This window comes from Corallococcus carmarthensis (assembly GCF_003611695.1).
Lineage (GTDB): Bacteria > Myxococcota > Myxococcia > Myxococcales > Myxococcaceae > Corallococcus > Corallococcus carmarthensis.
In genome coordinates, this window is record NZ_RAWE01000063.1 from 21,351 (window position 1) to 45,901 (window position 24,551).

General features: G+C 70.6%; 21 protein-coding genes. 6 read left to right on the top strand and 15 right to left on the bottom strand.

The genetic code is table 11. The features are described from left to right. Nucleotides 1-31 precede the first annotated feature (31 nt). The 3 genes from D7X32_RS18770 to D7X32_RS18780 are packed head-to-tail and all read right to left on the bottom strand — an operon-like array spanning nt 32 to nt 1,946. On the bottom strand, nt 32-433 hold the full coding sequence (locus D7X32_RS18770; protein WP_120603936.1) for an arsenate-mycothiol transferase ArsC: 402 nt from the start codon (nt 431-433) through the stop codon (nt 32-34). Further along, nucleotides 430-1,551 (bottom strand): ACR3 family arsenite efflux transporter, encoded by a 1,122-nt coding sequence (gene arsB / locus D7X32_RS18775; protein WP_120603949.1) that lies wholly within the window; start codon nt 1,549-1,551, stop codon nt 430-432. Before arsB ends, D7X32_RS18770 begins: the two co-directional genes overlap by 4 nt. A gap of 32 nt (nt 1,552-1,583) precedes the next feature. Beyond that, the gene (locus tag D7X32_RS18780) at nt 1,584-1,946 is read right to left on the bottom strand and encodes an ArsR/SmtB family transcription factor (protein WP_120603937.1); all 363 of its coding nucleotides are present in this window, start codon (nt 1,944-1,946) and stop codon (nt 1,584-1,586) included. Nucleotides 1,947-2,227: 281 nt separating this feature from the next. Here D7X32_RS18780 and D7X32_RS18785 point away from each other — a divergent pair, with 281 nt between their 5' ends. Together D7X32_RS18785 and D7X32_RS18790 are read left to right on the top strand one after the other, a co-directional pair. Next, nucleotides 2,228-3,370, top strand: a complete 1,143-nt coding sequence (locus D7X32_RS18785) for a hypothetical protein (RefSeq protein WP_120603938.1) — start codon at nt 2,228-2,230, stop codon at nt 3,368-3,370. Nucleotides 3,371-3,383: 13 nt separating this feature from the next. Continuing rightward, complete coding sequence (locus D7X32_RS18790; RefSeq protein ID WP_120603939.1) at nt 3,384-5,555, top strand: bifunctional alpha,alpha-trehalose-phosphate synthase (UDP-forming)/trehalose-phosphatase; 2,172 nt, start codon at nt 3,384-3,386, stop codon at nt 5,553-5,555. Between the two features lie 21 nt (nt 5,556-5,576). On the opposite strand, the gene D7X32_RS18795 is transcribed toward D7X32_RS18790, so the two are convergent. The 5 genes from D7X32_RS18795 to D7X32_RS18815 form a co-directional block, all read right to left on the bottom strand. After that, a complete protein-coding gene (locus D7X32_RS18795; protein WP_208752472.1) occupies nt 5,577-7,868 on the bottom strand; it encodes a hypothetical protein in 2,292 nt (763 codons plus the stop codon). An 84-nt stretch (nt 7,869-7,952) separates the two neighbouring features. Beyond that, nucleotides 7,953-11,615: a DUF3857 domain-containing protein gene (locus D7X32_RS18800; protein WP_120603940.1), complete on the bottom strand. Its 3,663-nt coding sequence runs from the start codon at nt 11,613-11,615 to the stop codon at nt 7,953-7,955. 256 nt (nt 11,616-11,871) lie between these two features. Beyond that, nucleotides 11,872-13,908 carry a glycosyl hydrolase family 18 protein gene (locus D7X32_RS18805; RefSeq protein WP_120603941.1) on the bottom strand — a complete coding sequence of 679 codons (2,037 nt, stop codon included), beginning with the start codon at nt 13,906-13,908 and terminating at the stop codon, nt 11,872-11,874. Between the two features lie 57 nt (nt 13,909-13,965). Continuing rightward, nucleotides 13,966-15,138: an N-acetylglucosamine-6-phosphate deacetylase gene (gene nagA / locus D7X32_RS18810; RefSeq protein ID WP_120603942.1), complete on the bottom strand. Its 1,173-nt coding sequence runs from the start codon at nt 15,136-15,138 to the stop codon at nt 13,966-13,968. 100 nt (nt 15,139-15,238) lie between these two features. Next, a complete protein-coding gene (locus D7X32_RS18815; RefSeq protein ID WP_244239070.1) occupies nt 15,239-16,285 on the bottom strand; it encodes an SIS domain-containing protein in 1,047 nt (348 codons plus the stop codon). Nucleotides 16,286-16,551: 266 nt separating this feature from the next. On the opposite strand from D7X32_RS18815, the gene D7X32_RS18820 reads away from it, so the two are divergent. Next, nucleotides 16,552-16,869 carry a DUF3817 domain-containing protein gene (locus D7X32_RS18820; RefSeq protein ID WP_120603943.1) on the top strand — a complete coding sequence of 106 codons (318 nt, stop codon included), beginning with the start codon at nt 16,552-16,554 and terminating at the stop codon, nt 16,867-16,869. Between the two features lies 1 nt (nt 16,870). On the opposite strand, the gene D7X32_RS18825 is transcribed toward D7X32_RS18820, so the two are convergent. After that, entirely contained in the window at nt 16,871-17,119 is a 249-nt protein-coding gene (locus D7X32_RS18825; RefSeq protein WP_120603944.1) for a hypothetical protein, read from the bottom strand. Between the two features lie 338 nt (nt 17,120-17,457). Here D7X32_RS18825 and D7X32_RS18830 point away from each other — a divergent pair, with 338 nt between their 5' ends. Further along, a complete protein-coding gene (locus D7X32_RS18830; protein WP_120603945.1) occupies nt 17,458-18,252 on the top strand; it encodes a Uma2 family endonuclease in 795 nt (264 codons plus the stop codon). Between the two features lie 9 nt (nt 18,253-18,261). Here the strand turns inward: D7X32_RS18830 and D7X32_RS46275 are convergent, their stop codons facing one another. From D7X32_RS46275 to rsfS, 4 genes are all read right to left on the bottom strand, one after another. Further along, complete coding sequence (locus D7X32_RS46275) at nt 18,262-18,963, bottom strand: ComF family protein (RefSeq protein WP_208752473.1); 702 nt, start codon at nt 18,961-18,963, stop codon at nt 18,262-18,264. A gap of 57 nt (nt 18,964-19,020) precedes the next feature. Further along, nucleotides 19,021-20,166, bottom strand: coding sequence for an RNA ligase RtcB family protein (locus tag D7X32_RS18845; RefSeq protein ID WP_120603946.1), 1,146 nt, complete (start codon nt 20,164-20,166; stop codon nt 19,021-19,023). An 81-nt stretch (nt 20,167-20,247) separates the two neighbouring features. Continuing rightward, complete coding sequence (locus D7X32_RS18850; protein ID WP_120560138.1) at nt 20,248-20,712, bottom strand: 23S rRNA (pseudouridine(1915)-N(3))-methyltransferase RlmH; 465 nt, start codon at nt 20,710-20,712, stop codon at nt 20,248-20,250. A 4-nt stretch (nt 20,713-20,716) separates the two neighbouring features. After that, the gene (gene rsfS / locus D7X32_RS18855) at nt 20,717-21,262 is read right to left on the bottom strand and encodes a ribosome silencing factor (protein WP_171449617.1); all 546 of its coding nucleotides are present in this window, start codon (nt 21,260-21,262) and stop codon (nt 20,717-20,719) included. A 61-nt stretch (nt 21,263-21,323) separates the two neighbouring features. Between rsfS and D7X32_RS18860 the strand changes: the two genes are divergently transcribed. Then, nucleotides 21,324-21,638 carry a tetratricopeptide repeat protein gene (locus tag D7X32_RS18860; RefSeq protein WP_120603947.1) on the top strand — a complete coding sequence of 105 codons (315 nt, stop codon included), beginning with the start codon at nt 21,324-21,326 and terminating at the stop codon, nt 21,636-21,638. 3 nt (nt 21,639-21,641) lie between these two features. Here the strand turns inward: D7X32_RS18860 and D7X32_RS18865 are convergent, their stop codons facing one another. Further along, nucleotides 21,642-22,697 (bottom strand): hypothetical protein, encoded by a 1,056-nt coding sequence (locus D7X32_RS18865; RefSeq protein ID WP_120603954.1) that lies wholly within the window; start codon nt 22,695-22,697, stop codon nt 21,642-21,644. A 136-nt stretch (nt 22,698-22,833) separates the two neighbouring features. Here D7X32_RS18865 and D7X32_RS18870 point away from each other — a divergent pair, with 136 nt between their 5' ends. Beyond that, nucleotides 22,834-23,376: a hypothetical protein gene (locus D7X32_RS18870; RefSeq protein WP_171449616.1), complete on the top strand. Its 543-nt coding sequence runs from the start codon at nt 22,834-22,836 to the stop codon at nt 23,374-23,376. A gap of 19 nt (nt 23,377-23,395) precedes the next feature. On the opposite strand, the gene D7X32_RS18875 is transcribed toward D7X32_RS18870, so the two are convergent. Continuing rightward, nucleotides 23,396-24,439: a TetR family transcriptional regulator gene (locus tag D7X32_RS18875; RefSeq protein ID WP_120603948.1), complete on the bottom strand. Its 1,044-nt coding sequence runs from the start codon at nt 24,437-24,439 to the stop codon at nt 23,396-23,398. Between the last annotated feature and the right edge of the window lie 112 nt (nt 24,440-24,551).

Here is a 24,551-nt window from a genome sequence, read left to right on the forward strand (position 1 = left end):
TCGCCGGGGCGGGCAGCGCGTAGCGTGAGGGTCATCGACGCCACTCCTCTTGGGACAGAAGGACCAACACCCGAGAGCGCACGTCGTCCCGGATCTCACGCACGCGCTCCAGGGATTTACCCTTGGGGTCCTCCAGAGGCCAATCTCCCCGCTTCAAGCCAGGCACGAAGGGGCACGCATCCCCGCATCCCATGGTGATGAGCCACTGTGCGTCCCGGGCGAGTTCATCCGTGAGGAGCTGGGGTTTGGCCTCCGACAGGTTGATGCCCACCTCCGCCATGACCGTCTGAACTTCGGGATGCACACGGGCCCCCGGCTGCGTACCGGCGGAAACGGCATGCGCTCGCGTCGGGTCCGCCATGGCGTTGAAGAACGCAGCCGCCATCTGGGAACGACCCGCGTTGTGCACACAGGCGAAGATGACCTTCTTCATCGGGAAGACTCCTCGGACGGGCTCTCACCGAAGCGGCGAGGAAGGACCGCGCTTCCCGCCGTGGGGAACAGCCGGCGCCGCAGCCACAGCGAGAGGTAGACGAGCGCGATGAGGGCGGGCACCTCGATGAGCGGGCCCACCACACCGGCCAGCGCTTCTCCAGAAGACATGCCGAAGACCCCCACGGCGACGGCGATGGCCAACTCGAAGTTGTTGCCCGCCGCCGTGAAGGAGAGCGACGCGGTCTCCTCGTAGCTGAAGCCCAGCTTGCGCGAGAGCAAGAAGGCGCCAGCGAACATGAGGATGAAGTAGACGAGCAGCGGAAGCGAGATGCGCAACACGTCCAGCGGCAGGCGCGTCAGCTTCTCCCCCTGCATCGCGAACATGAGGACGATGGTGTAGAGCAGGCCCAGCAGCGCCGTAGGGCCCAGTCGGGGCAGGAAGCGCTGCTCGTACCAGGCCTCTCCCTTGAGGCGGGTAAGCCCCACTCGCGTCAGCGCGCCCGCCACCAGCGGCACGCCCAGGAAGATGAGCACGCTCCTGGCGATGCTCCACATGGACACGTCGAACGCCGCGGCATCCGCTCCCAGCCAGCCCGGGATGACGGTGAGGAAGAGCCAGCCGAGCACCGAGTAGAAGAGGATCTGGAAGACGGAGTTGAGGGCCACGAGCACGGCGGCGACCTCGTTGCTGCCGCACGCCAGCATGTTCCAGATGAGGACCATGGCGATGCAGCGGGCAAGGCCGATGAGCACCAGGCCATTCCGGTAGTGCGGCAGGTCCGGCAGGAAGAGCCACGCCAGCGCGAACATGAGCAGCGGCCCCACCACCCAGTTGAGAAGGAGGGACGTGGTGAAGAGCTTCCCCCGCGCGCGCAAGCCACCCAGCTCGCCGTAACGCACCTTCGCGAGCACCGGGTACATCATCCACAAGAGGCCCAGTGCGATGGGCAGCGAAACGGTGTCCAGCTTCACCGTGTCCAATCGGCTCCCCAGGTCCGGGAAGGCGCGGCCCAGGCCGATGCCCAGGCCCATGGCGGCGAAGATCCACACCGGCAGGAAACGGTCGATGAGGGAGAGCTTCTTGACGACGCTGTCGGAGGCGGTTGGCGAGGACATGGACGGGAGCAACCAGGGAAGGGGGATAGGCGCTACTTGCAGGCGTCGGGGCCACAGGACTTCAGGACGCGCGCCACTTCGCGTTGCAGCGCCGCGCGCGAGGCGAAGGCGGCGACAAGGGCCTGCACCTGGGAAGCGCACAGCGCGTCCATCTGCGGCGCCAGCCGGTAGTAGACCCAACTGCCCTCGCGACGCGCCTCGACGAGCCCAGCGGCCTTGAGGACGGAGAGGTGCCGGGAGGTGTTGGACTGAGGAATGGAGAGGGCGCTTTCCAGATGGCAGACGCACAGCTCCGAGTGCGAGAGCAGTGCCACGATGCGCAGGCGCGTCTCGTCGCCCAGGGCCTTGAGGACGCGGGTCAGCGGGCGCACGTCGAGAGAAGGAACAGAAGACATGTCGATATGAAGATATCCGCATGTCATTGTTCCGGCAACCTGTACACGGGCGCCCCCGCACGAACGGACACGGTGCGCTTCGCGGAGCTCGGCTTGCGCTTGAAGGGGCGGGTTGGTGGCATGGCGTATCGCATGAAGGGGAACGCGCTCACGGAGGGCACGCTGCCCCTGGGCGGACCGGTTTCCGGCATGCAGGGTGAAATCAAGGCGGACCCCATGTGGGGCTTTGTCCGGGATCGCTTCGTCCGGGGACGCCGGAGGTTGCTATCCTCCGCGTCCCGATGCCCCGTCTCCTCTCGCCCGCGCAGGCCTGGCTGTTCGGCCGTGGCGTGGACCTCACCGTGTTCGCCGGCAGCGCGCTCGTGTCGGTGGCCTTCGTGCTGGCCGCGCCGTGGCTGGGCGCGGTGGGGGACACGCCCGCGTGGGCGTGGCTGCTGTTCGTGGTGGGCGTGGACGTGGCGCACGTCTGGTCCACGCTGTTCCGCACGTACCTGGACGGCGAGGAGGTGTCGCGCCGCCCCGGTCTCTACGTGGGCGCGCCGCTCGCCGCGTATGTGGCGGGCGTCTTCGCGTACATGGCCTCTCCCGGCGCGTTCTGGAGCCTGTTCGCGTACGTGGCGCTGTTCCACTTCATCCGCCAGCAGTACGGCTGGGTGGCGCTCTACGACCGCAAGGCGCGCGCGTCCGCCTTCGAGCGGCGCCTGGACGCGGCGGCCGTCTATGCCGCCACGCTGGGCCCCGTCGTCTGGTGGCACGCGAACCTGCCCCGCGGCTTCTGGTGGTTCGTGGAGAACGACTTCCTCTCCGGACTCCCCGCGTGGGCGGGCACGGTGGCGCTGGGCGCGCACGCGGCGGTGCTCACGCTGTGGGCGGGCTTCCAGTGTCTTCGCATCGCGCGGGGCGAAGGCGTGCAGGCCGGCAAGGTGCTGCTGGTGGCGGCCACGTGGGTGGCGTGGTTCGGCGGCATCGTGCTGGCGCGGGACGACTTCGCGTTCACGGTGATGAACGTGGTGCTGCATGGCGTGCCGTACTTCGCGCTCCTGTTCCGCTACGCGCGCGGGCGCCACGCGGAAGGTGGCTTCGGGGACCTGGGCGTGCTCCTGCGGGCGGGGCTGCCCGGCTTCCTGCTGTTCCTGACGGTGCTGGCGCTGCTGGAGGAGGGGCTGTGGGACGTGCTGGTGTGGCACGACAGCCCGGTGTTGTTCGGCGACGGTGGCCCCGTCCTGGAGGCCGATGTGCTGGCGCTCGTGGTGCCGCTGCTTGCACTGCCGCAGGCCACGCACTACGTGCTGGACGCGTTCGTGTGGAAGGCCGGGAAGGAACCCGCGCTGCTGGACAGGCTCGGCTGGTCCCGGACGGGCCAGGGTCCTGCAACCGTCAGCCAGGCGCACGAGGTGGTAGCCATTCCCGGAGGGGGTGAATAGAGCTAGTGGGTCTATGGCTCGACTCCTCCTCGTTTCGAACCGTCTTCCCGTCACCGTCAAGGCGGAGAAGGATGCCGTCTCCGTGGTGCGGAGCGCCGGAGGGCTCGCCACCGGCCTCAGCCGCCCGCACGAGCGCTCCGGAGGCCTGTGGATCGGCTGGCCCGGAGATGTCTCCCGGTTGACGGACGCCCAGCGCACGCAGGTGGAGCAGCAGCTGTCGGACCTGCGCTGCGTGCCGCTGTACCTGTCCGCCAGCGAGGTCAGCCGCTTCTACGAGGGCTACTCCAACCGGGTGCTCTGGCCGCTGTGCCACTACATGCTGGACCGCGTCCCCCGGCAGGACCGGGACTGGGACGCGTACCGCAAGGCGAACGAGCGCTTCGCCGACCTGGCCGCGAAGCACTACCAGCCGGGCGACACCATCTGGGTGCACGACTACCAGCTCATGCTGGTGCCCGGGCTGCTGCGCCAGCGCCTGCCGCAGGCGCGCATCGGCTACTTCCACCACATCCCGTTCCCGTCGTCTGAAATCTTCAGCACGCTGCCCCGGCGCGTGGAGCTGCTCAAGGGCCTGCTGGGCGCGGACCTCATCGGCTTCCACGCGGTGAGCTACGTGCGGCACTTCTCCGGCACGCTGCTGAGGCACCTGGGGCTGGACACGGACATCGACCGCGTCCTCTTCCAGGGCCGCGAGGTGCGCGTGGGCGCCTTCCCCATGGGCATCGACTCCACCGCCTTCGAGACGCTGGCGGGCGAGCCCGCGGTGCTGGACGAGGTGAAGACGCTGCACGACCGCGCCCACGGCGAGCGGTTGCTCGTGGGCATCGACCGGCTGGACTACACCAAGGGCATCCCCCGGCGCCTGCTCGCGGTGCAGCGCGTGCTGGAGCGCGACCCGTCCCTGCGCGGGCGCCTGCGCTTCATCCAGGTGGCCGTCCCCAGCCGCACGCAGGTGCAGGCGTACGCGGAATACCGCGAGACGGTGGATGAACTGGTGGGCCGCATCAACGGCCTCTATGGCACCGTGCACAGCACGCCCGTGCACTACCTCTACCGCTCGCTCAACGAGAAGCAGCTGGTGAGCCTCTACCGGGGCGCGGACGTGATGCTGGTGACGCCCGTGCGCGACGGCATGAACCTGGTGGCCAAGGAGTTCTGCGCGGCCCGCCCGGACGAGGACGGCGTGCTCGTGCTCAGCGAGTTCGCGGGCGCGGCGGCGGAGATGCGCGACGCGCTGCTGGTGAACCCCTACGACGTGGAGGGCATGGCGGACGCCATCGAACAGGCGCTGGAGATGCCCAGGCCCGAGCGCCAGGACCGCATGCGCTGCCTGCGCGCGGGCGTGAAGACGCGGGACGTGCACTGGTGGGTGGCCAGCTTCCTGGACCGGCTCCAGGGCCTGCCCTCCGTGGCGGAGAAGCCGCCGCTGCCGGACGGCATGACGGCCCTGGACAAGCTGAAGGGGCCGGGCAGGAAGGTGCTGTTCCTGGACTACGACGGCACGCTGGTGGGCTTCGCCCCCACGCCGGAGCAGGCCGCGCCGGACGCGGAGTTGATGACGCTGCTCCGGGAGCTGTGCGCCCGGCCGGACCTGTCCGTGCACATCGTGAGTGGCCGCCCGCGCGAGACGCTGGAGGCATGGTTCGGCGAACTGCCCCTGGGTCTGCACGCGGAGCACGGCCTGTGGTCGCGCATGCGGCGGGGCCAGCCGTGGCACGCGCTGCCGGGCGTGTCCTTCGAGTGGAAGTCCCAGGTGAAGCCCGTGCTGGACGCATTCGCGGCGCGGGTGACGGGCTCGTTCGTGGAGGAGAAGACGGCGTCGCTCGCGTGGCACTACCGCAAGGTGGACGCGGAGTTCGGCGCGCTCCAGGCGCGCGAGCTGCGACTGCTGCTCTTCGAGAAGTTCTCCCAGGAGCCCATGCACATCCTGCCCGGGGACCGGGTGGTGGAGGTGAGGCCCCGGGGCGTGAACAAGGGCCGGGTCGTGTCCGAGGTGCTGAAGCAGGAGGCGCCGGACGTGCGCGTGCTGGCCGTGGGCGACGACGTCACCGACGAGGACCTCTTCGCGGCGGTGCCCCCCGGCGGCATCACCGTGCACGCGGGCAACAAGCACACGCGCGCGGCGTACCGCGTGGAGGGACCGCCGGAGGTGCGGCGGTTGTTGAAGGCGCTGCTCGGGAAGTAGCCGCGAGGCGCGGCGTGGGCTTCAGAGGTTGAAGCCCACGTTGCCCACGGAGATGCTGGGTCCGAAGATGAAGGACCACTTGCTGGAGGGCACCACGGTGTCGGTGTTGGGGTCGCCGTTGGTGCGCCGGGTGATGTCGCCCCGGAACTCACGGGCAATCCACGCCTGCGCGCCCACCGCCGCGCCCGGACCGATGGGCACCCGCAAGCCCAGCCCCAGCACGGCCGCGAGCGTGGGCGGGAACTGGATGTCCCCGGACTGCGGCACCAGGCCCAGGCCCATCAGGCCCAGCTCGATGCCCAGCAGGCGCTCCTGGCCCTCGTTGTTGAGCAGCGCCAGGCGCGACAGCACGCCGAAGTTGATGGCCAGCTGTCCCGTGGGCTGCGTCGCGCGGTAGAGGCCCGCGGGGATGGTGGCCATGGTGTAGAGGCGGAACATGCCGCCGCGCACGATGGCGGTCCATTGCGCGGACGGCAGGCCCGTGCGGTCCACCGTGGAGAGGGCGTAGCGGGATTCATCCGCGACGTGCGCCACCTGCACCAGGATGCGGTCGTACTGGCCCAGGTTGCCCTGCACGGGGATGACGCGCACCTCGCCCTTGGGGCGCAGGAACAGGCGCTGGTCCACGCTGCTCTCGCCCCGCGTGGAGTTGTCCGACTTCGTCACCGTGATGCGCAGGGTGATCTCCTGGTTGCCCTCCTCCGGCGTGAGGCGCTCGCGGTGGATGATGACGCGGCAGGTGTTGCGCATGGCGTAGTCCACCCGGTGCGGCCGGCTGGGCGTGAGCTTCTCGTCGTTGCCCTCCTTGTCCGCGCAGATGAACTCCACCAGGTTCTCCACGTTGGTGGGCACGCTGGCTTCCCGCACCGCGCGCTGCACGCGCTCGTTGGTGAGGAAAAGGTCGGACGTGGCCAGCTCCGCCGGCAGCGTGGGCAGACGGTAGCCGAAGCGCAGCGACACGAAGCCGCCCGCGGTGGCCTCGCCCTGGATGAGCGTGGCGGACTCGCGCGTCGTCACGGTGTACGCGCCGCCCAGCGGGCGCAGCACGAAGCGGCCCAGGCCGCCGTTGGAGGCCACCGTCACCTCCGCCGGGCGGTTGGTGGGCACGAAGTCGATGGTGCCGTGGCCGGGCAGCTCCAGCGTCGCGCGCGGATCCGGCACGGGCTTCGTGTCCGCCGTCTCCGACGCCACCACCGTGCCGTCCACGCGCGAGGTGATGGCGGTGACGGTCACCTGTGGCTCGTTGGTGCCGCTGGTGCGCAAGAGCACGTAGGTGCCGTCCTGCGCCTTCACCACGCGCTCCACGCGCACGCGCGCGCCGTTCACCGTCCACATCAGGCCGCGCGGGTCATGCGCGCAGGCCGGGTCCAGGCGCATCACCAGCCCGGAGTCCTCCGCGTCGCGCAGCACCGTGCCCTCCACCGCGGTGAGCGGACACGCGAGCACGGGCAGCGTCTCCGTCACGGACGTCTCCAGCGCGTCACCCTTCGCGAAGAACACGCGAGGCACCAGCCGCAGCCGCAGCGTCACCGTGGGGTTCAACCCCGGCACGTTGCGGATGGACACGGCGCCTTCGGTCACCTCACAGCGCGCGGTGCCGCAGTCCACGGACGCGACGGCCTCCGAGTGCGTCACCGACGCGTAGCCGGGGCCCTTGGACAGGTCCACGCCGGAGGACTGCACCAGCGGCCGCGTGAGCACGGTGCGGCCGGGGCGCAGGCGGAAGTATTCGTCATCCAGGAAGCGCCCGTTGGCGTCGTACGTCGACACGCCCGCGCCCCTGCGACCGTAGGGAGGCACCCACGACAACGTCGCGTCCGTGGGCAGGCCGGGCGTCAGCGGGACGGCGCACTCGTTGGGCGCGTTGGGTTCCAGGCAGGCATCCTCGCCGTCCAGGGAGGCCGTCTTCGGATCCTCGCCCCGGGGCGTCCCGGACCAGGCGATGGCCACGTTCTTCAGGCCCGTGCCCTTGAGCTCCAGGCGCCCGTCGTCCGGATAGAACGTGGTGGAGGCGCTGTCGATGCGGGGGAAGGGCCCGGTGGCCACCACCACCACGGTGTCGGTGGCCGTGGCGCACCCGGCCTCGTCGTCCGCGACCTTCAGCTCCAGCGTACGGCTGTTTTCCTCCGCGCGCGTGGGCGGCTTGAGCGTGCGGCCCTCCAGCACCCAGCCGCCGCGCACGGGGCCGCACAGCACGCCCTTGGGGATGACCTCCACCGCCCGTCCCCCTTCAGGAAGCTGGACGACGGGAGCGGCGGTGGCGGCCCCCGCCACCAGCAGGCAGCCAAGGACGAGCGCGCGTGCACGGTGCATGCACTTGCTTGAACACGGAGGGCCGCGTCCGGGTCAAGCCCTCCGTGCGAAGCGGCGCCATTGAGGCGCCGCGAGTGTCCGCGATTACCGCGAAGCCGTCTTCTGCCCCGGCCCCTGCAGCAGGATGCGGCGGCCGAAGGCGCGGTCCACCCGGCCCAGGAACTCACGGAACTGGGGGTACTCGTCCGCCTTGATGCGGGCGACGGAGAGGGCGACCTCGCCGTCGGCGACGAGCGCGCCGTTCTCCACGCGGTAGCTGAGCTTCACGTGGCCGAACTTCGTGGTCTCCTCCACGGCCTGGGGCAGCTCCGTCACCGTGTAGCCGCCGGGCAGCGTGTAGCGCAGCTTGAAGGTGTTCACCCAGGGGCTCTGCATCACCAGGTCGAAGCGGCGCTCGGCGAGCGACGCGTACGCCTGCTGATAGGTGCGCCCCGTGCCGAAGGGCAGGAAGCGCAGGCTGCCGCCGGGCAGCACCTCCGCGTAGCGCGGGATGCCCATGTTGAAGTCGAGCGTCACGTCGTCATCCAGGCGGGTGGTGTCGCTGAGCTTCACCTCGCGCACGGTGAGGCCGGGGAAGCTCTGCGCCCAGGCGCGCTCGAAGGTGGACTTGCGCGTGGACTCCGGGCGGTAGGCGCGGCGGTAGTCCGGGGCGGACTGGCCGGACACGCTGCTCTGGCCCTTCACGTCCGCGCCACCGTCCGGACGCAGCGCCACGCTCATGGCCAGCGTCGTCTTGTTGTCGTCCGCCTTCGCTTCCGGCGTGGTGAGGAAGTTGCTCGTCCCGTTGGGGTCCACCACCAGCACGTTGGCGACGCGGTCCGCCGACGGAAGCTCCTTGGCGCCGTGGAACTCCGCGGTGCCGTCCAGGTACAGGTCGAACTTGGGCACGTACGCGATGGCGTGGTTGAAGGCCGCCAGCGACGCGGGCTCCGCGTCCAGCGCGCCCAGGTTGCGCATGCGCAGCAGCACCAGCCGGCTGTCCACGCCTGCCACCTTCAGCATGGAGTGGATGAGGCTCGCCTTGTCCTTGCAGTCACCGAAGCGGCGGGCCAGCACGCGGTCCACGCGATACGGCTTGAAGCCGTGGATGCCGAACTCCAGCGCCACGTAGCGGGTGTTGGTGACGACGAACGAGTAGATGGCGCGCACGACGGCCAGCTGGTCCTTGCGGTCCACGCCGGTGAGCACCTGGTCCACCGTGGTCTTCAGCTCCGCGTTGGGCTGGAGCTGGTCACGCACCAGGCCCCACCAGTAGTGGCCCACCTGGTCCCACGTCTTGTACGTGGAGATGTGCAGGTTCTGGGCGACCTCCGCCCAGCCCGGCATGCCCGGCTCAGGCACCACCTTGGAGACGTGCTTGGCGCCGAAGCGGTACACGGTGCGGCCGGACTCGGGGGCCTCCTGCTGCTGCTCCACGCCCGCCAAGCGGCTCTTGTTCCAGTACAGCGGCCGCTCCTTGGGCATGTCCACGACGTACTGGAAGCGCACCTTCGGGTAGACGCCCTGCACGCTCTCCACGTCGCCCCAGTAGTCCGACAGCAGGTTGTCCTGCGCGGTGTCGTCCAGGCGGTAGGTGAGCTCCAGCGTGTCACCGGCGGCCAGCGACGGGAACGACAGGATGCGCGCGCGGGCGTCGTAGTACATGCCCGTCCACGGCTCGTTGATGTTGCGGTCCGCGTCGCCGTAGCTGTCCACCACGGAGCCATCCGGCTTCGTCACGCGGGCGCGCAGCACGCGCACCTCCTGACGGTCCGGCGAGTAGGTGATGGGCACGCTGCGGAACGCGTCCACGCCGCGCTGGTTGTACACGCGCACCGCCATCTGCTGCATGCGGCTGGACAGGCCGCTCTTCTGCACGCGCACGTAGGTGTTGTCCACGAGGTACAGCGCGTCCTCGTTCATGTAGCCCTCGGCCTCCTTGGACAGGGGCTTCGCGTCCACCAGGTACTGGGTGCCCGCGCTCTCGGACTCACCCTTGAGCGTGCGCAGGGCCTCCTTGAGGCCGGGGTTCTGCGGGCGCAGCACCAGCGACCGCTCGAAGGCGGCCAGGGCGGGCTCGCGCTGACCGGCGGCCAGCAGCGCGCGGCCCTCGCGCTCGTAGACTTCGGGCTCATCCGGGGAGAGGGCCTTGGCCTCGGTGAAGAGGGCGGTGGCCTCCTCCACGGCGCCGTTGGCGGCCTTCAATTCCGCCAGCCGCACGCGGCTGCCGTTGTCGAAGGGGTTCAGGTCGGTGAGCTTCGCGTACTCGCGTTCGGCGGCGTCCACCTTGCCCGCGTCCGCGAGCATGGAGGCCAGCTGCCGGCGGGTGTTGACGTCGTCGTAGCGCAGCGCCAGCACCACGCGCATGCGGTCCATCGACTCCTGGTCGCGGCCCAGCTGACGGGACGCCGCGGCGGCCACGCGCACCACGCGGGGCACGCGCGGCTGCTGGCGGAAGGCCTCCTCCACCAGGGCGTTGGCCCGGGCGCGCTCGCCCAGGGCTTCCGCCGCGCGGGCCAGCAGCAGCCGCGCGCCCGGCACGTTGCGGCCGTCCTCCACCTCCAGGATGGGGGCGAGCAGCGGCTGCACGCGCTCCGGGTGGCCGCGGTCCATCTCATGGTCCGCCAGCGCCAGGCGCGCCGGGGCGTAGGTGGGGTCCGCCTTCACGGCGGCCTCCAGGAAGCGGCGGCGCTCGTTGAGGTCGTCCGTCTGGGTGTTGGCGGCCAGGACCTGCAACCGCGCGTCGCCGGGGGCGCTCTCCGCCGCGAGCGCGGCCTCTGCGCTGGCGGTGTGCTCGCGCTCGTCATACGCGCGGAAGAAGGCCAGCACCTGGGCGTAGTCGCCTCGCAGCTGGGCGTCGTCCGGGTTCTTCTCCACCAGCGCGCGCAGCGAAGAGGTGAGGGTGGGCAAGGGCTGCGGCGCGGGCGCGGGCATGCGCTCCAGGGCGGGGGCCTTGGCGGGCAGCGAGGCGCGGGCGGAGGCCGTCTCCGAGCGCAGGTAGAAGCCCAGCGGGCCGGATTCCTGGCACACCTTCACCAGCACGCGGTTGAGGCCCTTCTTGAGCTTCACCGACACGCGCGTCTGGTCCGGGCGGGGCAGGTTGTAGCGGTCCTCCTTGGAGGCGAGCTGCCCGTTCACCCACAGGCGGTAGCCGCCGGAGGTGCCCAGGCCCAGCGCCACGCGCGTGTCCTGCGGAACCTCCAGCCAGGTGAGCGCGTACGCCACGGACTCCTTGTTGGGGCGCACCGCGGTGGCCAGGTCCACGTAGCCGTCCGCGGACGTGACGGAGAGCTTGCGCCAGGTGGCCTCGTGGCCCTTCGCGCCGGGGTAGCGCGCGGTGAGGTCCAGGTTGGCGGCCTCCGGACCGAAGTCCGTGTCGCAGCCGGCCTTGCCCTCGTTCTCGAAGCCGCCGACGACGTAGTAGTCGTTGACGAAGCCCAGCCACTGGCGGACCTCGTTGGCGCGCACCATGCGGCCGCGGGAACGCTCCGCGTCCATGAGCAGGATTTGAGCGGTGGTGCGCGTGTTCGCGTCCGACGTGCGGCGGGACGCGATCTGCTGGTAGGTGCTCACCAGCGGGGTGAGGTCCTCCACGTCATCCACCAGCGCGTGCATGCGCAGGAGGGCGGCGCCGCCGCGCGGCGAGTTGGCGCCCTTGACGGCTTCGGCCGCGTACTCGCGGGCCCGGTCGTCCGCGTTCGGCTTCGCGAGCCCCAGGACGGGGCAGGTGAGCACGACAAGTGCGGCCAGCGATGTGAAACGCGACATCCGTTCTCCTCAGGTAGCAGCGGCGCCCGGGGGCAGGCAGGGGGCGATGACGCCAGTGAACAGGCGGACCCGTCACGGCCTTCCCCTGCATGCGGCCCCGGACGGCGGGCAGGCAACCAATTCGCGTCCCACTCTATGCCGGACCGGTGTGGGGCGGGGTGGGCCCGTGGAGGCAGCGGCGGAAAAACGCACAGGGCCGGCGCGGGCGTGATGCCCGTGCCGGCCCCGGTGTGTGTCCCCTGCGAGGGGGGAAGCGTCAGTGGAGCTTGTTGTAGAGCGCGTTGACGAGGCCGCCGTCGTCACCGCTCAGCTCCCAGAACATCGCGCCGCCCAGGCCCTTGGCCAGGATGTAGTCCGACTTGGCGGCGACGCTCTCCGGGTCGTCGTAGGCCACCCACACCTTCGTCGTGGGGCTGTAGACGTAGGCCTGCTTGCTCTCCGGGTGGAAGAACTTCGAGTAGCCGGAGCCTGCCTTCTCGAAGCGGGCCTTGATGTCCTTGTAGTCGAACACGCCGGTGAGGCCGGACTGGCCGTCATCCCAGGTGCCCTGGGTGGGGACGCCGGTCTGGAACAGGCCGTTGTTCACGTTGGGCACGTTGCCCCAGCCGCGGCCGTAGAAGGGCACGCCCAGGACAATCTTGGAGGCGGGCACGCCCAGCTGGAGCATCTTCGCGATGGAGCCGTCGGTGTAGAAGCCGTCGTTGGCGCCCGGGTCGCCCGTCACGCGGTTGAGCGCGGAGTGGAAGTTGACCGTGCTCTCGAAGGCACCGTGGTAGTCGTAGGACATCACGTTGATCCAATCGAGGATGCCGGCCAGCTTCACGGTCTCCTGCTTGTTGGCGAGCAGGTCCGGCGACGCGCCCGACGCGATGGTGAGCAGGTAGGGCTGGCCCGTCTGCGCCGTCACGGCGGCCAGCTGGGTGCGGAACTCCTGCATGAGCAGGGTGTAGTTCACCTTGTCCGCGGGGCTGCTGATGTTGTCCGGCAGGCCGCCGCCGGTGGGGTACTCCCAGTCCACGTCGATGCCGTCGAACACGCCCACGCCGTTGGCCGGGGTGACGCCGGGGAACTGGCCCTTCACGTACAGGTCCACGCAGGACTTCACGAACGCGGTGCGTGACGCGGCGGTGGCGGCCACCTGGGAGAAGTACTTGGACCAGGACCAGCCGCCAATGGAGATGAGCAGCTTGAGGTTCGGGTTCGTCTTCTTCAGCTCCTTGAACGCGCGGAAGTTGCCGCGCAGCGCGCCGGGGTCCCACTCACCGGGGTAGCCGAAGCCCTTGTCGATGTCCGCGAACGCGTCCCCGAGGATGCACTTGCCGTCCGGGGAGATGTTGGAGAAGGCGTAGTTGATGTGCGTGAGCTTCGACGCCGGGACGTTGGACACCTGGTAGTTGCGGCCGTAGATGCCCCACGCGGTGAAGTAGCCGACGATCTTCTTGCCGCCCGGAGGAGGCGTGCCGGGCAGCTCCACCACGACGCTGACCGTCTTGGTGCCCACGTTGCCCGCGGCGTCGTACGCCTTCACGGTGTACGTGTACGTGCCGTTCTGCGCGGACGTGGAGAACGCGCGCGTGAACGACGACGCGGTGGCGACGAGCGTGCCGTTCTCCAGGATTTCGATCTTCGTCACGCCCGTGTCGTCGGTGGCGCTGCCGGAGACGGTGACGGAGCCGGCGGCGGTGATGCGCGACGCGCTGGCGCTGGCGGTGACGACCGGGGCGGTGACGTCTCCGGTGGAGGGGATGGCGACGGTGACGGTGACCGTCTTCGTGCCCACGTTGCCGGCGGCGTCGTACGCCTTCACGGTGTATGTGTACGTGCCGTTCTGCCCGGAGCCGGAGAAGCTGCGCGTATAGGAAGACGCGGTGGCGACGAGCGTGCCGTTCTCCAGGATCTCGATCTTCGTCACGCCCGTGTCGTCGGTGGCGCTGCCGGAGATGGTGATGGAGCCGGCGGTGGTGACGCTCGTCCTGCTGCTGGTCGCGGTGACGACGGGCGCGGTGGTGTCGCCGCCGCCCGTCACGGGGCCCAGGTCGAGCCACAGCGACGCCACGGCCGACGGCGTCCAGTCCGCCTGCGACGTGTGGGCCTGACGGCACTGATAGACGCGGCCTTCATAGGTGACGCGCGTGCCCACGGAGTAGGCGACGCCCACGGCCCACGCGGCATCCAGCGGCGCCTTCATCACGCTGCCCGGGCCCTCGGCTTCGGGCGCGAAGGACTCCTGGCCACAACCGGCGACGGTCAGCGCGGACGCCACCAGTCCCACAATCCACTTGCTACGACGCATTCGTGTTCTCCTCGCCTGCGGTACACGCGGAAGGAGTCACGTCCCCATTTTTCCGGGTTAATGGCTGGCTTTGGATTTCACCTGCCCGCCCACCCAGGTGGTGTGGACGGAAAGGTCCGGCTTCAGCAGCACGAGGTCCGCGCGGTGTCCGGGAGCGATGCGGCCGCGGTGGCCGTGCACGCCGATGAACGTGGCGGGGTGGAGCGAGGCCATGCGCAGCGCTTCCTCCAGGGGGACCCCGAGCGAGTGGATGCAGTGGCGCACCGCCGCCGTGAGGTCGATGTCCGCGCCCGCGAGCGTGCCGTCCTCCGTCTCCAGGCGGCCGTGGCGGCGAAGGATGGTGCGTCCCTGGAGGGTGAAGGACGTGACGGGCGTGCCGACCGGCGGCATGGCGTCCGTGACGAGGAACACCTTGCCCTGCGGTTTGACCTTGAGGAGCAGGCGCAGGTTGTCCGCGTGCACGTGCACGCCGTCCGCGATGACGCCGCACCACGCATCGTCTTGGAGGAGCGCGGCGACGACGGGACCGGGCTGGCGGTTCATCATCGGAGGCATGGCGTTGAACAGGTGGGTGAAGCCTCGCACGCCTGACTGCAAGGCCTGGGTGGTGCGCTCGCTGGTGGCGGCGGTGTGGCCCGCGCTGAGCACCACGCCGGAGGTGGCGAGGCGGCGCAGGGTGGCGCCGTCCACGCACTCGGGAGCGAGAGTCATCAGCACGCGGCCACCGTGCACGGCGAAGCGGCGGGGCAGGGCGGTGAGGTAGTCGAGGTCGCGAGGGTCGGGCGTGCGGATGAATGACGGCACGTGGACGCCAGCGCGCTCGTGGCTGATGAAGGGGCCTTCCAGGTGGATGCCGAGCACGCCGCTATCAGGGCGCGAGGTGGCGGTGAGCGCGGCCTCGCAGGCTTCGCGCATGCGAACGGCGTCATCGGTGATGAAGGTGGGCAGGAGGCCGGTGGTGCCGCACTCGCGCATGGCGGAGGCGATGGCGAGCGCGGCCTCCTCGGTGGGCGTGTCGTTGAAGAGCACGCCGCCCGCGCCGTTGACCTGCACGTCCACGAAGCCGGGAGCGAGCAGCGTGTCACCGGGCAGCGTGTGCACGGTGGCGCCGGTGGGGATTGCGGAGGGAGGCACGACGGCGCGGACGGTGCCGCCTTCAAGGACGACGGCGTGGCCTTCGAGGAGCTGGTCCCCGGTGAAGATGCGGGCGCCTTGAAGGACGGTGGGCATCACACGGTCTCCGTGACCTTGCGCAGGAAGACGGCACGGCCTTCAAGGCGCGGGCTTCTGGTGAAGACATGCGTGCGCTGGAGAGCGACAGGCCTGGGCATCACACGGTCTCCGTGACCTTGCGCAGGTGCGCGGGCGCATCCGGGTCCAGCCCGCGTGCCGCCGCGAGCTGGTGCACCGCGAAGTAGAAGCTCTGCACCTGGCACAGCGGTGCGAGCGCCGCGGGAAGGCCCGGCAGCGTGGGCAGGGGCTGCGCGCCGGGAACGGACAGGGCGGTGTGGACGCTCGCGCCCAGCTCGACCATGCGTTGCACGACGTCGCGAGTGCCCTGCGCGGCGTTGTCCTCCTGCCCCAGCGCGAGCACGGGGAAGCCCGGCCGCACGAGCCCGAGCGGACCGTGGAGCACCTCCGCGGTGCTGAAAGCCTCCGCGTGCAAGCGGCAGGTCTCCTTGAGCTTGAGGGCCATCTCCAGCGCGGCGCCCAGGCCGCTGCCCCGGCCGACGACATAGAGGCTGGTGGCGTCCTTGAGCTTCGCGAGCGCGGGCCACCAGTCGAGCTTGCTCGCGGCCTCCAACGCGTCCGGGAACCGCCTGGCGGCGTCGTGCAGCTCCGCGGAGTCCGACCAGTGCGCGACGAGCTGGAGGAAGGCGAGGCCGGAGAGCAGATAGGACTTGGTGGCGGCGACGCTGTGTTCGGGGCCGGCGGACAGCGGGATGCGCACGTCGCACAGCGCGGCCAGCGGCGAGGCTTCATCGTTGATGAAGCCCAGCACGACGGCGCCTCCCGCGCGGGCGGCCTCGGTCATGCGCAGGAGGTCGGGGCTCTGGCCGGACTGGGAGATGGCGATGAAGAGCGCGTCGCGCAGGTCCAGGGAGCGCGTGTTGTAGATGGACGCGACACTGGGGCCCATGGAGGCCACGGCGCGCCCCAGCGTGGTTTCAATGAGGTACTTGCCGTAGACGGCGGCATGGTCGGAGCTGCCGCGAGCGCAGGTGACGACGAAGCGGGGAGGCGTGCGGCGCAGGCGGGCACCCAGGTAGGCGAAGGTGTCGCGGCACCGTTCGAGCTGGCGGCGGGCCGCGGCCGGAGCCTGGGCGGCCTCGCGAGCGAGGGCGGGGAGAGAAGGGTTCGTCTGGGTGGGGTGCACGCGCAGGGGGATAACAGCCTCCGGGGGTGGACGGGTGGAGGAAGGCGCAGGGCGTGATGCGTCCGACATCCCGTGAGCGGCTTGGAGGCCCTGGCGTCAGGCCGGACCTGGAGCGGGCAGGCTCGGAGGCGCCAAGGGGCATCGCGAGGACGCCCTGCGACAATGGAGCCTGTATCACCGGGGCTCACCGCGCTGACGACGGGAGCCCATACCGCTTCGGCTGCGCGCCTTGACGCCGCGGGAAGGGGCGGAGGAGAGAGGAGCTCATGCTGAAGACCGCCCTGGGCCGTTTCCGCGCCGTCGCCTTCTGGGAAGGCCTGTCCTTCCTGGTGCTGCTGCTCATCGCCATGCCGCTGAAGTACGCGCTGAACATGCCCCTGGGCGTCCGCGTGGTGGGCATGGCGCACGGCCTGCTGTTCATGGCGTACCTCTACACGCTGATGATGGCGGCCATCGAATACCGCTGGGGCGTGAAGCGGATCGCCGTGGCCTTCGTGGCCTCGCTCGTGCCGGGCGGGACGTTCTGGCTGGACGGGCAGTTGCGCGGTGAGGCGCTCGCGTTGGAGACGGCGAAGACGCGCTGATTCACCACTTGTCGACGATGATCGGCAGCACGAGCAGCAGCATTCCCCAGAGGAACGGAGGGGTGTTGAGCATGATGCCGATGATCGCGGGCACGAAGATGCGGGCACTGAGGTGGCTCCGTTCCCGGACGAGCGCCACGACGCCACAGGCGAGGCCCAGCGGGAAGCCGATCAGCAGGAGGATCAGCCACAGTGCGTCCATGTCCGTACGTTGCGCCAGGTAGATTCCCGCTGCCGTGAGGAAGGCCATCACCAGGTACTCGCCCAGGCTGGAGCGGTTGTTGGGAAGGACGGCGCCCGTTGCCAGCAGGTGCCGATGACACGTCCGGCAATGCGCGGGCTCGCTATCCGGGGCAACGCACGCCCCGCACATGAATGCACCGCATCGCGCGCATTCCACCGCCGCGGCCCTGGAATGCGGGGCACAGCGCGGCTGCGCGTTCGCCTCATTGCCAGGGGTTGAGTCCGCGGTGGGAGTCATTCGCCGTGAAGCATGGACGGCGTCTGAGAGTTTCCTTGGCGTGTTGCTTGCTCATGGCCGGGTGGGGGCGATTGACCATGAGACCTACCCGACGCAGGCTTGAGGTCATGGGACGTCATACCGACAAGGTTGGAGACGCCTTCCCCCGGGCGCCTTCACAGGAAGAGTGGGAGCGGATGGGGCAGGAGGAGCGGGACCGGGTGGTGGCGGCACTGCCGGGTGAGGTGACGTACGAAGAGATGGCGATGCCCGAGGGGGACAGCCATCAGGAGCCCAAGGCACTCGCACGCGAGGCGCTCAGGGGCTACTTCAAACGCCGTGGACGCAAAGCCTACGTGGGCGCGGAATTGCCTGTGTATTACCCGGCGGAACGACGCTTCGCGCCGGACCTGTTGGTCGTGCTGGACGTCGAAAACCATCGCCGGAAGAAGTGGATGGTCAGCCACGAGGGGCACGGGCTCGACTGGGTGATGGAGATCCACGTCGGGGGCGACCGGAAGAAGGACGCCGAGTTCAACGTGAGCCGGTATGCCCGGCTGGGAATCCCCGAGTACTTCATCTTCGATGGGGGACGGCTCACGCTGGAGGGCTACCGGCTGGCGACACCGGATGCGCGTGTCTATTCGCGCATGGCGTCCCGGAACGGCCGCTACGTCTCGGAGGTGCTGGGACTCGAGCTCCAGGTCGAGGGCGAGGACGTGCGTTTCTGGGCGGGCAACGCGCCGTTGCTGGTCTCCGAAGAGTTCATTGAACGCTTGGAAGACCAGACAATGAGCCTGCAACGCCGTGCCCAAGAAGAATCCCGGCGCGCGGACGAGGAGGCCCGGCGCGCGGACGAGGCTGAACGCCGTTTCAAGGAACTCGAGGCCGAACTCGCCCGGCTCAAGCAGTCCCGGGACTGAGCCGCTGAATCAGGCGAGGGTGAAAGCCCTCGCCAACGTCAGCACTTCCACTCGCACCGCGCCCGCGTCCCGCAGCGCGACGGCGGCGGCCCGCGCGGTGGACCCGGTGGTGAACACGTCATCCAGGAGCAACACCTCCTGCCCCTTCACCGCCCGCGACGCCACGAACGCTCCGGCCACGTTGCCCGCGCGTTCCGCTTCACTCAGCCCCACCTGCCGGCGCGTCTCCCGCGAGCGCTCCAGCCAGCCCCCCGGTGCCGTCCGCCCCGTGGCCTTCGCCAGCTGCCCCGCGAGGAGGTGCGCCTGGTCGTACTTCCGCTTCCGGAAGCGCCGCACATGCAGCGGCAACGCCACCACGCACCCGGGCGCGGTCCTCAGGAACCGCCGCGCCTCGTCCGCGAGCAACGCTCCCAGCGGCGCCGCGAGGTCCGGGTGGTCCTCGTACTTGAACCGGTGGATGGCCCGAGCCACAGGCCCCTCGTGCGCGAACGGCGCCCAGGCCCGGCTGAACGGTGGTGGCACCGTCCGGCAGCGGGGACAGGTGTTCCCCGGGAACGCACCGGGCTCCGCGCACGTCCGGCAACACACCGGCGGCAGCCGCTCCAACGCCGTGTCACACGGTTCGCAGAACACCGCGCCCACGCCCGGCAGCACCTTCGCGCAGGCCAGACACATGGGCGGATATAGCAAATCCAGCAGGGCCTTCCACATCACCGGGACTCCCAGGGGCAGCGCATCTTCGCGCCCCTCGTGCGAGCCCCGTGCCGCTCACTCCGACGCGCGGCTCCGCGTCTTGTACGTGAGCACCGGCGCCAGCGTCGCCACCACCCGCACCAGCCCCGCGTCCACCAGGTCCGTCACCACGCGGTCGATGGCCTTGTACGCGGGCGGCGCCTCCTCGAAGAGCAGGTCCCGGTCCTCGCACACGACGTGACTCTTGAAGGACGTGCGTGTCAGCGACTCCGCCGTGAAGCGCTCCTTCAGCCGCTCCCGCGCCGCCGTGCGCGTCCACTTGCGTCCCGCGCCGTGCGCCAGGCTGTGCGCGCTCTGCTCGCCCGTGCCCACCGGCAACACCAGATAGCTCAGGGCCCCACGGCTGCCGGGAATCACCACCGGCCCCTCGTCCCAGGGCGCCGCGCCCTTGCGGTGCAACCACCCCACGCGCCCGCCCTCATGCCGCGGCGTCACACTGTTGTGGCACACGTCCAACACCCGCCGCCCCGTCGCGCCAATCCCATCCAGCGCCCGTTGGGCCACCAGCGCCCGGTTCGCCTTCGCCCACAGCACCGCGCCGTCGTGCCGCGTGAGGTACGCGCGCGCCTCCTCCGAATCCGCCGCCAGGCCACCCGCCGCGTGCCGGTCCACGTGGGTGCGCAGGATGGCCTCTCCCAGTCCTCTCGACCCCGAGTGCACGAGCAATAGCAACCGCTCCTCCCGCAGGCCCAGCGCCTCGAAGACGCGCGCGTCGTGCACCTCCTCCACCCGCTGCACCTCCGCGAAGTGGTTGCCGCCTCCCACCGTGCCCAGCGCCGCCTCGAAGCCGGTACTGCTCGCGCCGTGCTCCGCGAGGACCGCGTCCGTGTCTCCCACCCACGGCCCCTCCAGGTCCAACTTCGCCGCCCACCGCTCCGCCTTCGCCTTGCGCGTCAGCAGGTCCACGTCCCACAACCCCATGCCACAGCCGATGTCGCTGCCCACGAGGTAGGGATAGAGGAACCCCTCGGATTCGAAGGCCGCTCCCACCGGAGCGCCCTTTCCGGGATGCAGGTCCGGCAGTCCCACCGCGAGCCGCATGCCGGGCAGACGCGCCACCGCCTCCAGCTGGCGGACGGCCTCGCCCTCCACCCAGGACTGGGGCGAGGCGATGATGCGCACGGTGGCGGCCGTGGAGGTTTCAGAAGAGGGCGTGTTCATGATGGGCGCTCCCGACGCGGGGCCTTCCCACGCCCTGACGCCCCGGACTCCAGCGCCCCGGCGGACAGGCTGCCCGGCCGCCTACTTGTGGTAGGGCTCGCCCTTCAGGATGGTGAACGCGCGGTAGAGCTGCTCGATGAGCACCACGCGCGCCAGCCGGTGGGGCAGCGTCATCCGCGACAGCGACATCACCTGATGCGCCGCGCCGCGCACCGAGTCATCCAGCCCCTCGTCCCCGCCAATGACGAAGAGCAGGTCCTTCGCGCCCGTCTGCGCCTTGGCGACGTAGCGGCTGAGCTCCACGGAATCCAGCAGGGTGCCGCGCTCGTCCAGCGCCACCACCCAGTCCTGCGGCTTGCGCTTGCCCAGGATGGCGGCGGCCTCCGCGGACTTCGCCTCGCCGGGCTTGAGCTTGCGGCCCGATGCCTCGGTGAGCTCCAGCAGCTCGAAGCGCGTGTAGTGCTCGAGCCGCCGCGCGTACTCCTGCACGGCGGGCTCGAACAGCCCGGAGCGGTCCTTGCCGATGGAGAGGAGCCGGACCTTCACGGGACTAGGACAGCTTCACCCGGGGCGCGTCCGCCCACAGTCCGTCCAGGTCGTAGAAGGCACGCACCTCGCCGTTGAACAGGTGCGCCACGACGTCGTCGTAGTCCAGCAGCACCCACTGGCCCGTCTCCAGGCCTTCGGTGCTGATGGGGCGCAGGGGCTGCTGCTCCTGCTTGAGCTGCACCTGGACGTTCTCCGCCATGGCGCTCACCTGGCGGTCGCTCTCGCCGGAGGCGATGACGATGTAGTCCGCGTAGGACGTCATCCCGCGCATGTCGAGGATGACGACGTCCGTGGCCTTCTTGTCCAGCAGCAGGTCGCCAATGCGGCGCGCAAGCTCCCGTGCCTTCGGGTTCTCCGCGGGCTTGGGCAACGGGGGCGGAGGGGCGGCCTTCGGGGCCTTCTTGCGCGCGGCGGCGGTCTTCTTGCGCGGAGGCGGGCGCAGGCTGCTCTTCGCCTTCTTGGCGGCGGTCTTCTTACGGGCCGGAGCCCGGGTGCCGCTCTTCGCCTTCGCCTTCTTGGATGCAGGGGTCTTCTTCTTCGTGGCCATGTGGCGGATACCCTATCGCACCCTTGGCAAGCTTCCAGCGCTCCTCTAATGGGTTCCGTCCATGAGCGACGCCCGCCTGGAGCAGTTCAAGAAGATGGTGGCCCAGTTCCCCGACGCCCCCATGGCCTGGTTCTCCCTGGGGAAGCTCCAACTGGAGCGCAAGGAATACGACAGCGCCATCCAGAGCCTGGAAAGCGCCGTCCGCCTGGACCCGAAGTACGCCGCCGCCCTCGTCTCCCTGGGGGACGCCTACGCGGGGGCGGGCCAGACGGACAAGGCGAAAGAGGTGCTCACCACCGCCCGGGACCACGCACTCGCCCAGCAGCACCCCAGCCTGGCGGAGGAGATTGACGAGCGCATCGCCGACCTGGACTGACCCCTAGTCCTGGTCACGCCAGGTGAAGCCCACGCCGAACACCTGGCGCGTGTAGCTCAGGTTGTTGCGCGGCAGGCGCGTGCTCCAGAGGCCCCAGGACACCTCCAGGTCCACGCGGGCGGAGACGGGCCGGGCCAGCTTGAGGGACAGCGAGTCCTGCCCCTCGTCCTCCTCCACCAGGACGATCTCCGGCGACAGGAAGATGCCGTCCGGGTAGCGCGCCAGGCCCAGCGTCCCCTGCGCCAGCAGCGTCACCCGCCACGGCAGCCGCACCCCAGCGCTGCCGGTGAGCCGGTGACGCAGCGCGGTCTCCCCGAAGCTGTTGGAGCTGACCTCCTGGAAGGCATACGTGAGCGACAGCTTCACCGGCCCCCGGTACGTGTAGCCCGCCCCCGCCACCAGCGCGCCGTCCTGCCGCCGCCCGGGGGACGTGCTGACGCCCGGGAAGGGGCGGGCGAAGGGGCCGTAGCGGCGCGAGCCCCACTCGCCGAAGACGTTCAGCGTGTGGCGCGGGCTCAGCCGGTAGCGGGCCAGCACCCCCACCTCCGCCCCTCCGAAGTCGGCCGTGTGGTCCGGGCGGTACACGAAGCGGCGCGCGCCCAGGCGCATGCGCAGGGCCAGGCGCACGTCCGGGGCGTACTCGGCGAAGAGGCTGGTGCCCAGGTCCGAGTACGCGCGGCTGCCGCCCCGCCGGTCCTTGGCGTGTGCTTCCGCGCCCACGCCCCACTCGGTGCCCAGGGCGAGCGAGCCCTCCAGCGCGCCCGCCTGCACCAGCGTGTCCTCGTTGGCGTAGTCCACGTACTTGCGCGCGCCCAGCTCGTACCGGCCCACCACCTGGGCGCGCTCGCCGGTGCCCCGGCCTTCCGCCACGCCCAGGGCGCTCAGCGCCAGGTCCGTGCTGGGGCCGGGCGTGGCGCCGTCGGAGAAGTCGCGCGGGGCGTTGCTGTCCACGAGCACCCGGCCGGTGCCCCGGAGCGAGCCCTGCCACTCGGCCGCGCGCGCACCTCCGCCCCAAGGCAACGCGAGGGCGAAGAGGAGCGGGAAGAGGCGGCGGTCCAAGACGCGCGCACCATACTCCGGCCCGCTGGCCTGCCCCACCCTCGCAAGTGTCCAGGCCGTCCGAGTCGTGCCGGGGACACCCGGGGTGCGCCCGCGGTCGGTGACGCCGCACCCGGCCGCCCGGTACATTGCGGCCATGTCTTACGCGTCCTTCCTCGCGGTGGCGGCCGGCCTGTCGCTCTCCGCCTGCTCCTCGTCGTCCTTCCTCACGGAGGTCCAGGGCGAGGCGACGGTGCCCGCGAGCCCCGCGGGGACCCCCACGCTCCTGAATGCCTTTCCCGCCATCAGCAGCTTCTCGGCGCTGGACTTCAACGAGAACCAGGACTTCAAGAACCGCGACGTCACCAAGGACGAGGTGACGCGCGTGCAGGTGAAGTCGATGACGCTCAAGATCCTGAGCCCCAACGAGCAGGACTTCGGCTTCCTGGACTCACTGGAGGCCGTGGCCCGCGCGGGAAACTCCGAGTCGCGCTTCGCGTCCCGCGAAGGTATCGCGGGCATGGGCCTGCGCCCGCCCAACCCCACGGTGGGGTTGAACACGGACGGGAGCCTGGACTTGAGGCCCTACGTGGCCGCGCCCAGCATGGCCATCATCCTGCGCGGCTCGGGGCGCCTGCCGGAGCGCGAGGTGCGCGTGCAGGCCACGGTGGTGTTGGAGGTGGAGGGCGGCCTGCTCTAGCGGCGCCCCCGCTGCTTCTTCAGGGCGCCAGCGTCTTCGCGCGGTGCTCCAGCGCGCCCGCGCGCCCGTCCAGGTCGCGCGCCAGGGATTCCAGCCGCGCGGCTTCCTGCTCCAGCGAGGAGAGGTCCTCCGGGCCGCCCGCGGCCAGCGCCTGGGCGCGCACCGGGTCCACCTGGGGCCGCCGGTCGCTGGCGGTGACGGTCGGCGGTGACGGCCCGCCCGCGGTCGGGTTGCCCCCAACCCCCGGACCGGGATCAGAGTAGTTCGGCGTCTCCGCCATGTCGTCCGTGGTCACCACCGGCAGCCGGCTGCCGCCGCCCCGCTGGGTGGGCGCCACCTGCAGGCCCTGGTCGCCCGACGTGCGCAGGCGCAGGCGCCGGTCCTGGTCGTCGAACATGGACTCCTCGCCCAGGAAGTCGTTCATGCGCCGGTCCAGGTCGCGCTCCTCGCGCACCTCGGTGATGCGCGCCTTCAGGGCCTGGAGCCGCTGGCGCACCTTGTCCTGGCTGTCGCGCAGCGCGTCCGCCTGCGCGAGCAGGTCCTCTGGATCATCCCCGCGCGCCGCGCCCTCCAGCGCCGGCACCTGGGAGGCGGGCAGCGCCGCGCGCACGGCATCGCGCTCGCCGCGCACCGACCGCATCTGTTCCACCAGCCGCGCCCGCTCCGCCCGGTCCGTCGTCGCGTCCCACGCCGCGCGCAGCCGCGTCAGCTCCTGGGACAGCGCGCCGTGCAGCGCCAGGTGCGCGCGCTCCACCTCGCCGTCCGCGCCGGACACCGACTGAGCCAGCCCCGTGAGCTCCCCGCTCAGCTCCTGCGAGCGGCGCAGCGCGGACTCCAGCTCGTTGCCCGGCGTGAGCTTTCCCTGGCGCTGGGCCTTGAGGGCTTCGATGCGCGCGGCCAGGCCATTGAGTTCGTCGCGCAGCCCCTGCTGCCGGGTGCGCAGGGTGCGAACCTCCGTGCGCGCCGCCTGCGCCTTCGCGCGCGCCTGCTCCAGGCCGGACATCGCCCCGGCGGGAGCGGCCACGAACAGGCACAGGAGGAGGGGGAGGGCACGCAACATCATCGGGGGAACACCGTCAGCAAGGCGGATGCCAGTCCTTCCCTCCTACCCCGTTCCCTGGCCCCACGGAAAGCGCCGTGGTTCCGGGCACCTGCACGAGCAGGGTGGGGCGGGG

Excerpts from the sequence above, each read along its gene's own strand:
- D7X32_RS18795 (WP_208752472.1), bottom strand. The coding sequence starts at position 7,868 with ATGCACCGTGCACGCGCGCTCGTCCTTGGCTGCCTGCTGGTGGCGGGG.
- D7X32_RS18805 (WP_120603941.1), bottom strand. The coding sequence starts at position 13,908 with ATGCGTCGTAGCAAGTGGATTGTGGGACTGGTGGCGTCCGCGCTGACC.
- D7X32_RS18860 (WP_120603947.1), top strand. The coding sequence starts at position 21,324 with ATGAGCGACGCCCGCCTGGAGCAGTTCAAGAAGATGGTGGCCCAGTTC.
- D7X32_RS18800 (WP_120603940.1), bottom strand. The coding sequence starts at position 11,615 with ATGTCGCGTTTCACATCGCTGGCCGCACTTGTCGTGCTCACCTGCCCC.
- nagA (WP_120603942.1), bottom strand. The coding sequence starts at position 15,138 with ATGCCCACCGTCCTTCAAGGCGCCCGCATCTTCACCGGGGACCAGCTC.
- arsB (WP_120603949.1), bottom strand. The coding sequence starts at position 1,551 with ATGTCCTCGCCAACCGCCTCCGACAGCGTCGTCAAGAAGCTCTCCCTC.
- D7X32_RS18780 (WP_120603937.1), bottom strand. The coding sequence starts at position 1,946 with ATGTCTTCTGTTCCTTCTCTCGACGTGCGCCCGCTGACCCGCGTCCTC.
- rsfS (WP_171449617.1), bottom strand. The coding sequence starts at position 21,262 with ATGGCCACGAAGAAGAAGACCCCTGCATCCAAGAAGGCGAAGGCGAAG.
- D7X32_RS18785 (WP_120603938.1), top strand. The coding sequence starts at position 2,228 with ATGCCCCGTCTCCTCTCGCCCGCGCAGGCCTGGCTGTTCGGCCGTGGC.
- D7X32_RS18870 (WP_171449616.1), top strand. The coding sequence starts at position 22,834 with ATGTCTTACGCGTCCTTCCTCGCGGTGGCGGCCGGCCTGTCGCTCTCC.
- D7X32_RS18845 (WP_120603946.1), bottom strand. The coding sequence starts at position 20,166 with ATGAACACGCCCTCTTCTGAAACCTCCACGGCCGCCACCGTGCGCATC.
- D7X32_RS18820 (WP_120603943.1), top strand. The coding sequence starts at position 16,552 with ATGCTGAAGACCGCCCTGGGCCGTTTCCGCGCCGTCGCCTTCTGGGAA.
- D7X32_RS46275 (WP_208752473.1), bottom strand. The coding sequence starts at position 18,963 with ATGTGGAAGGCCCTGCTGGATTTGCTATATCCGCCCATGTGTCTGGCC.
- D7X32_RS18825 (WP_120603944.1), bottom strand. The coding sequence starts at position 17,119 with ATGGCCTTCCTCACGGCAGCGGGAATCTACCTGGCGCAACGTACGGAC.
- D7X32_RS18875 (WP_120603948.1), bottom strand. The coding sequence starts at position 24,439 with ATGATGTTGCGTGCCCTCCCCCTCCTCCTGTGCCTGTTCGTGGCCGCT.
- D7X32_RS18830 (WP_120603945.1), top strand. The coding sequence starts at position 17,458 with ATGGGACGTCATACCGACAAGGTTGGAGACGCCTTCCCCCGGGCGCCT.
- D7X32_RS18770 (WP_120603936.1), bottom strand. The coding sequence starts at position 433 with ATGAAGAAGGTCATCTTCGCCTGTGTGCACAACGCGGGTCGTTCCCAG.
- D7X32_RS18790 (WP_120603939.1), top strand. The coding sequence starts at position 3,384 with ATGGCTCGACTCCTCCTCGTTTCGAACCGTCTTCCCGTCACCGTCAAG.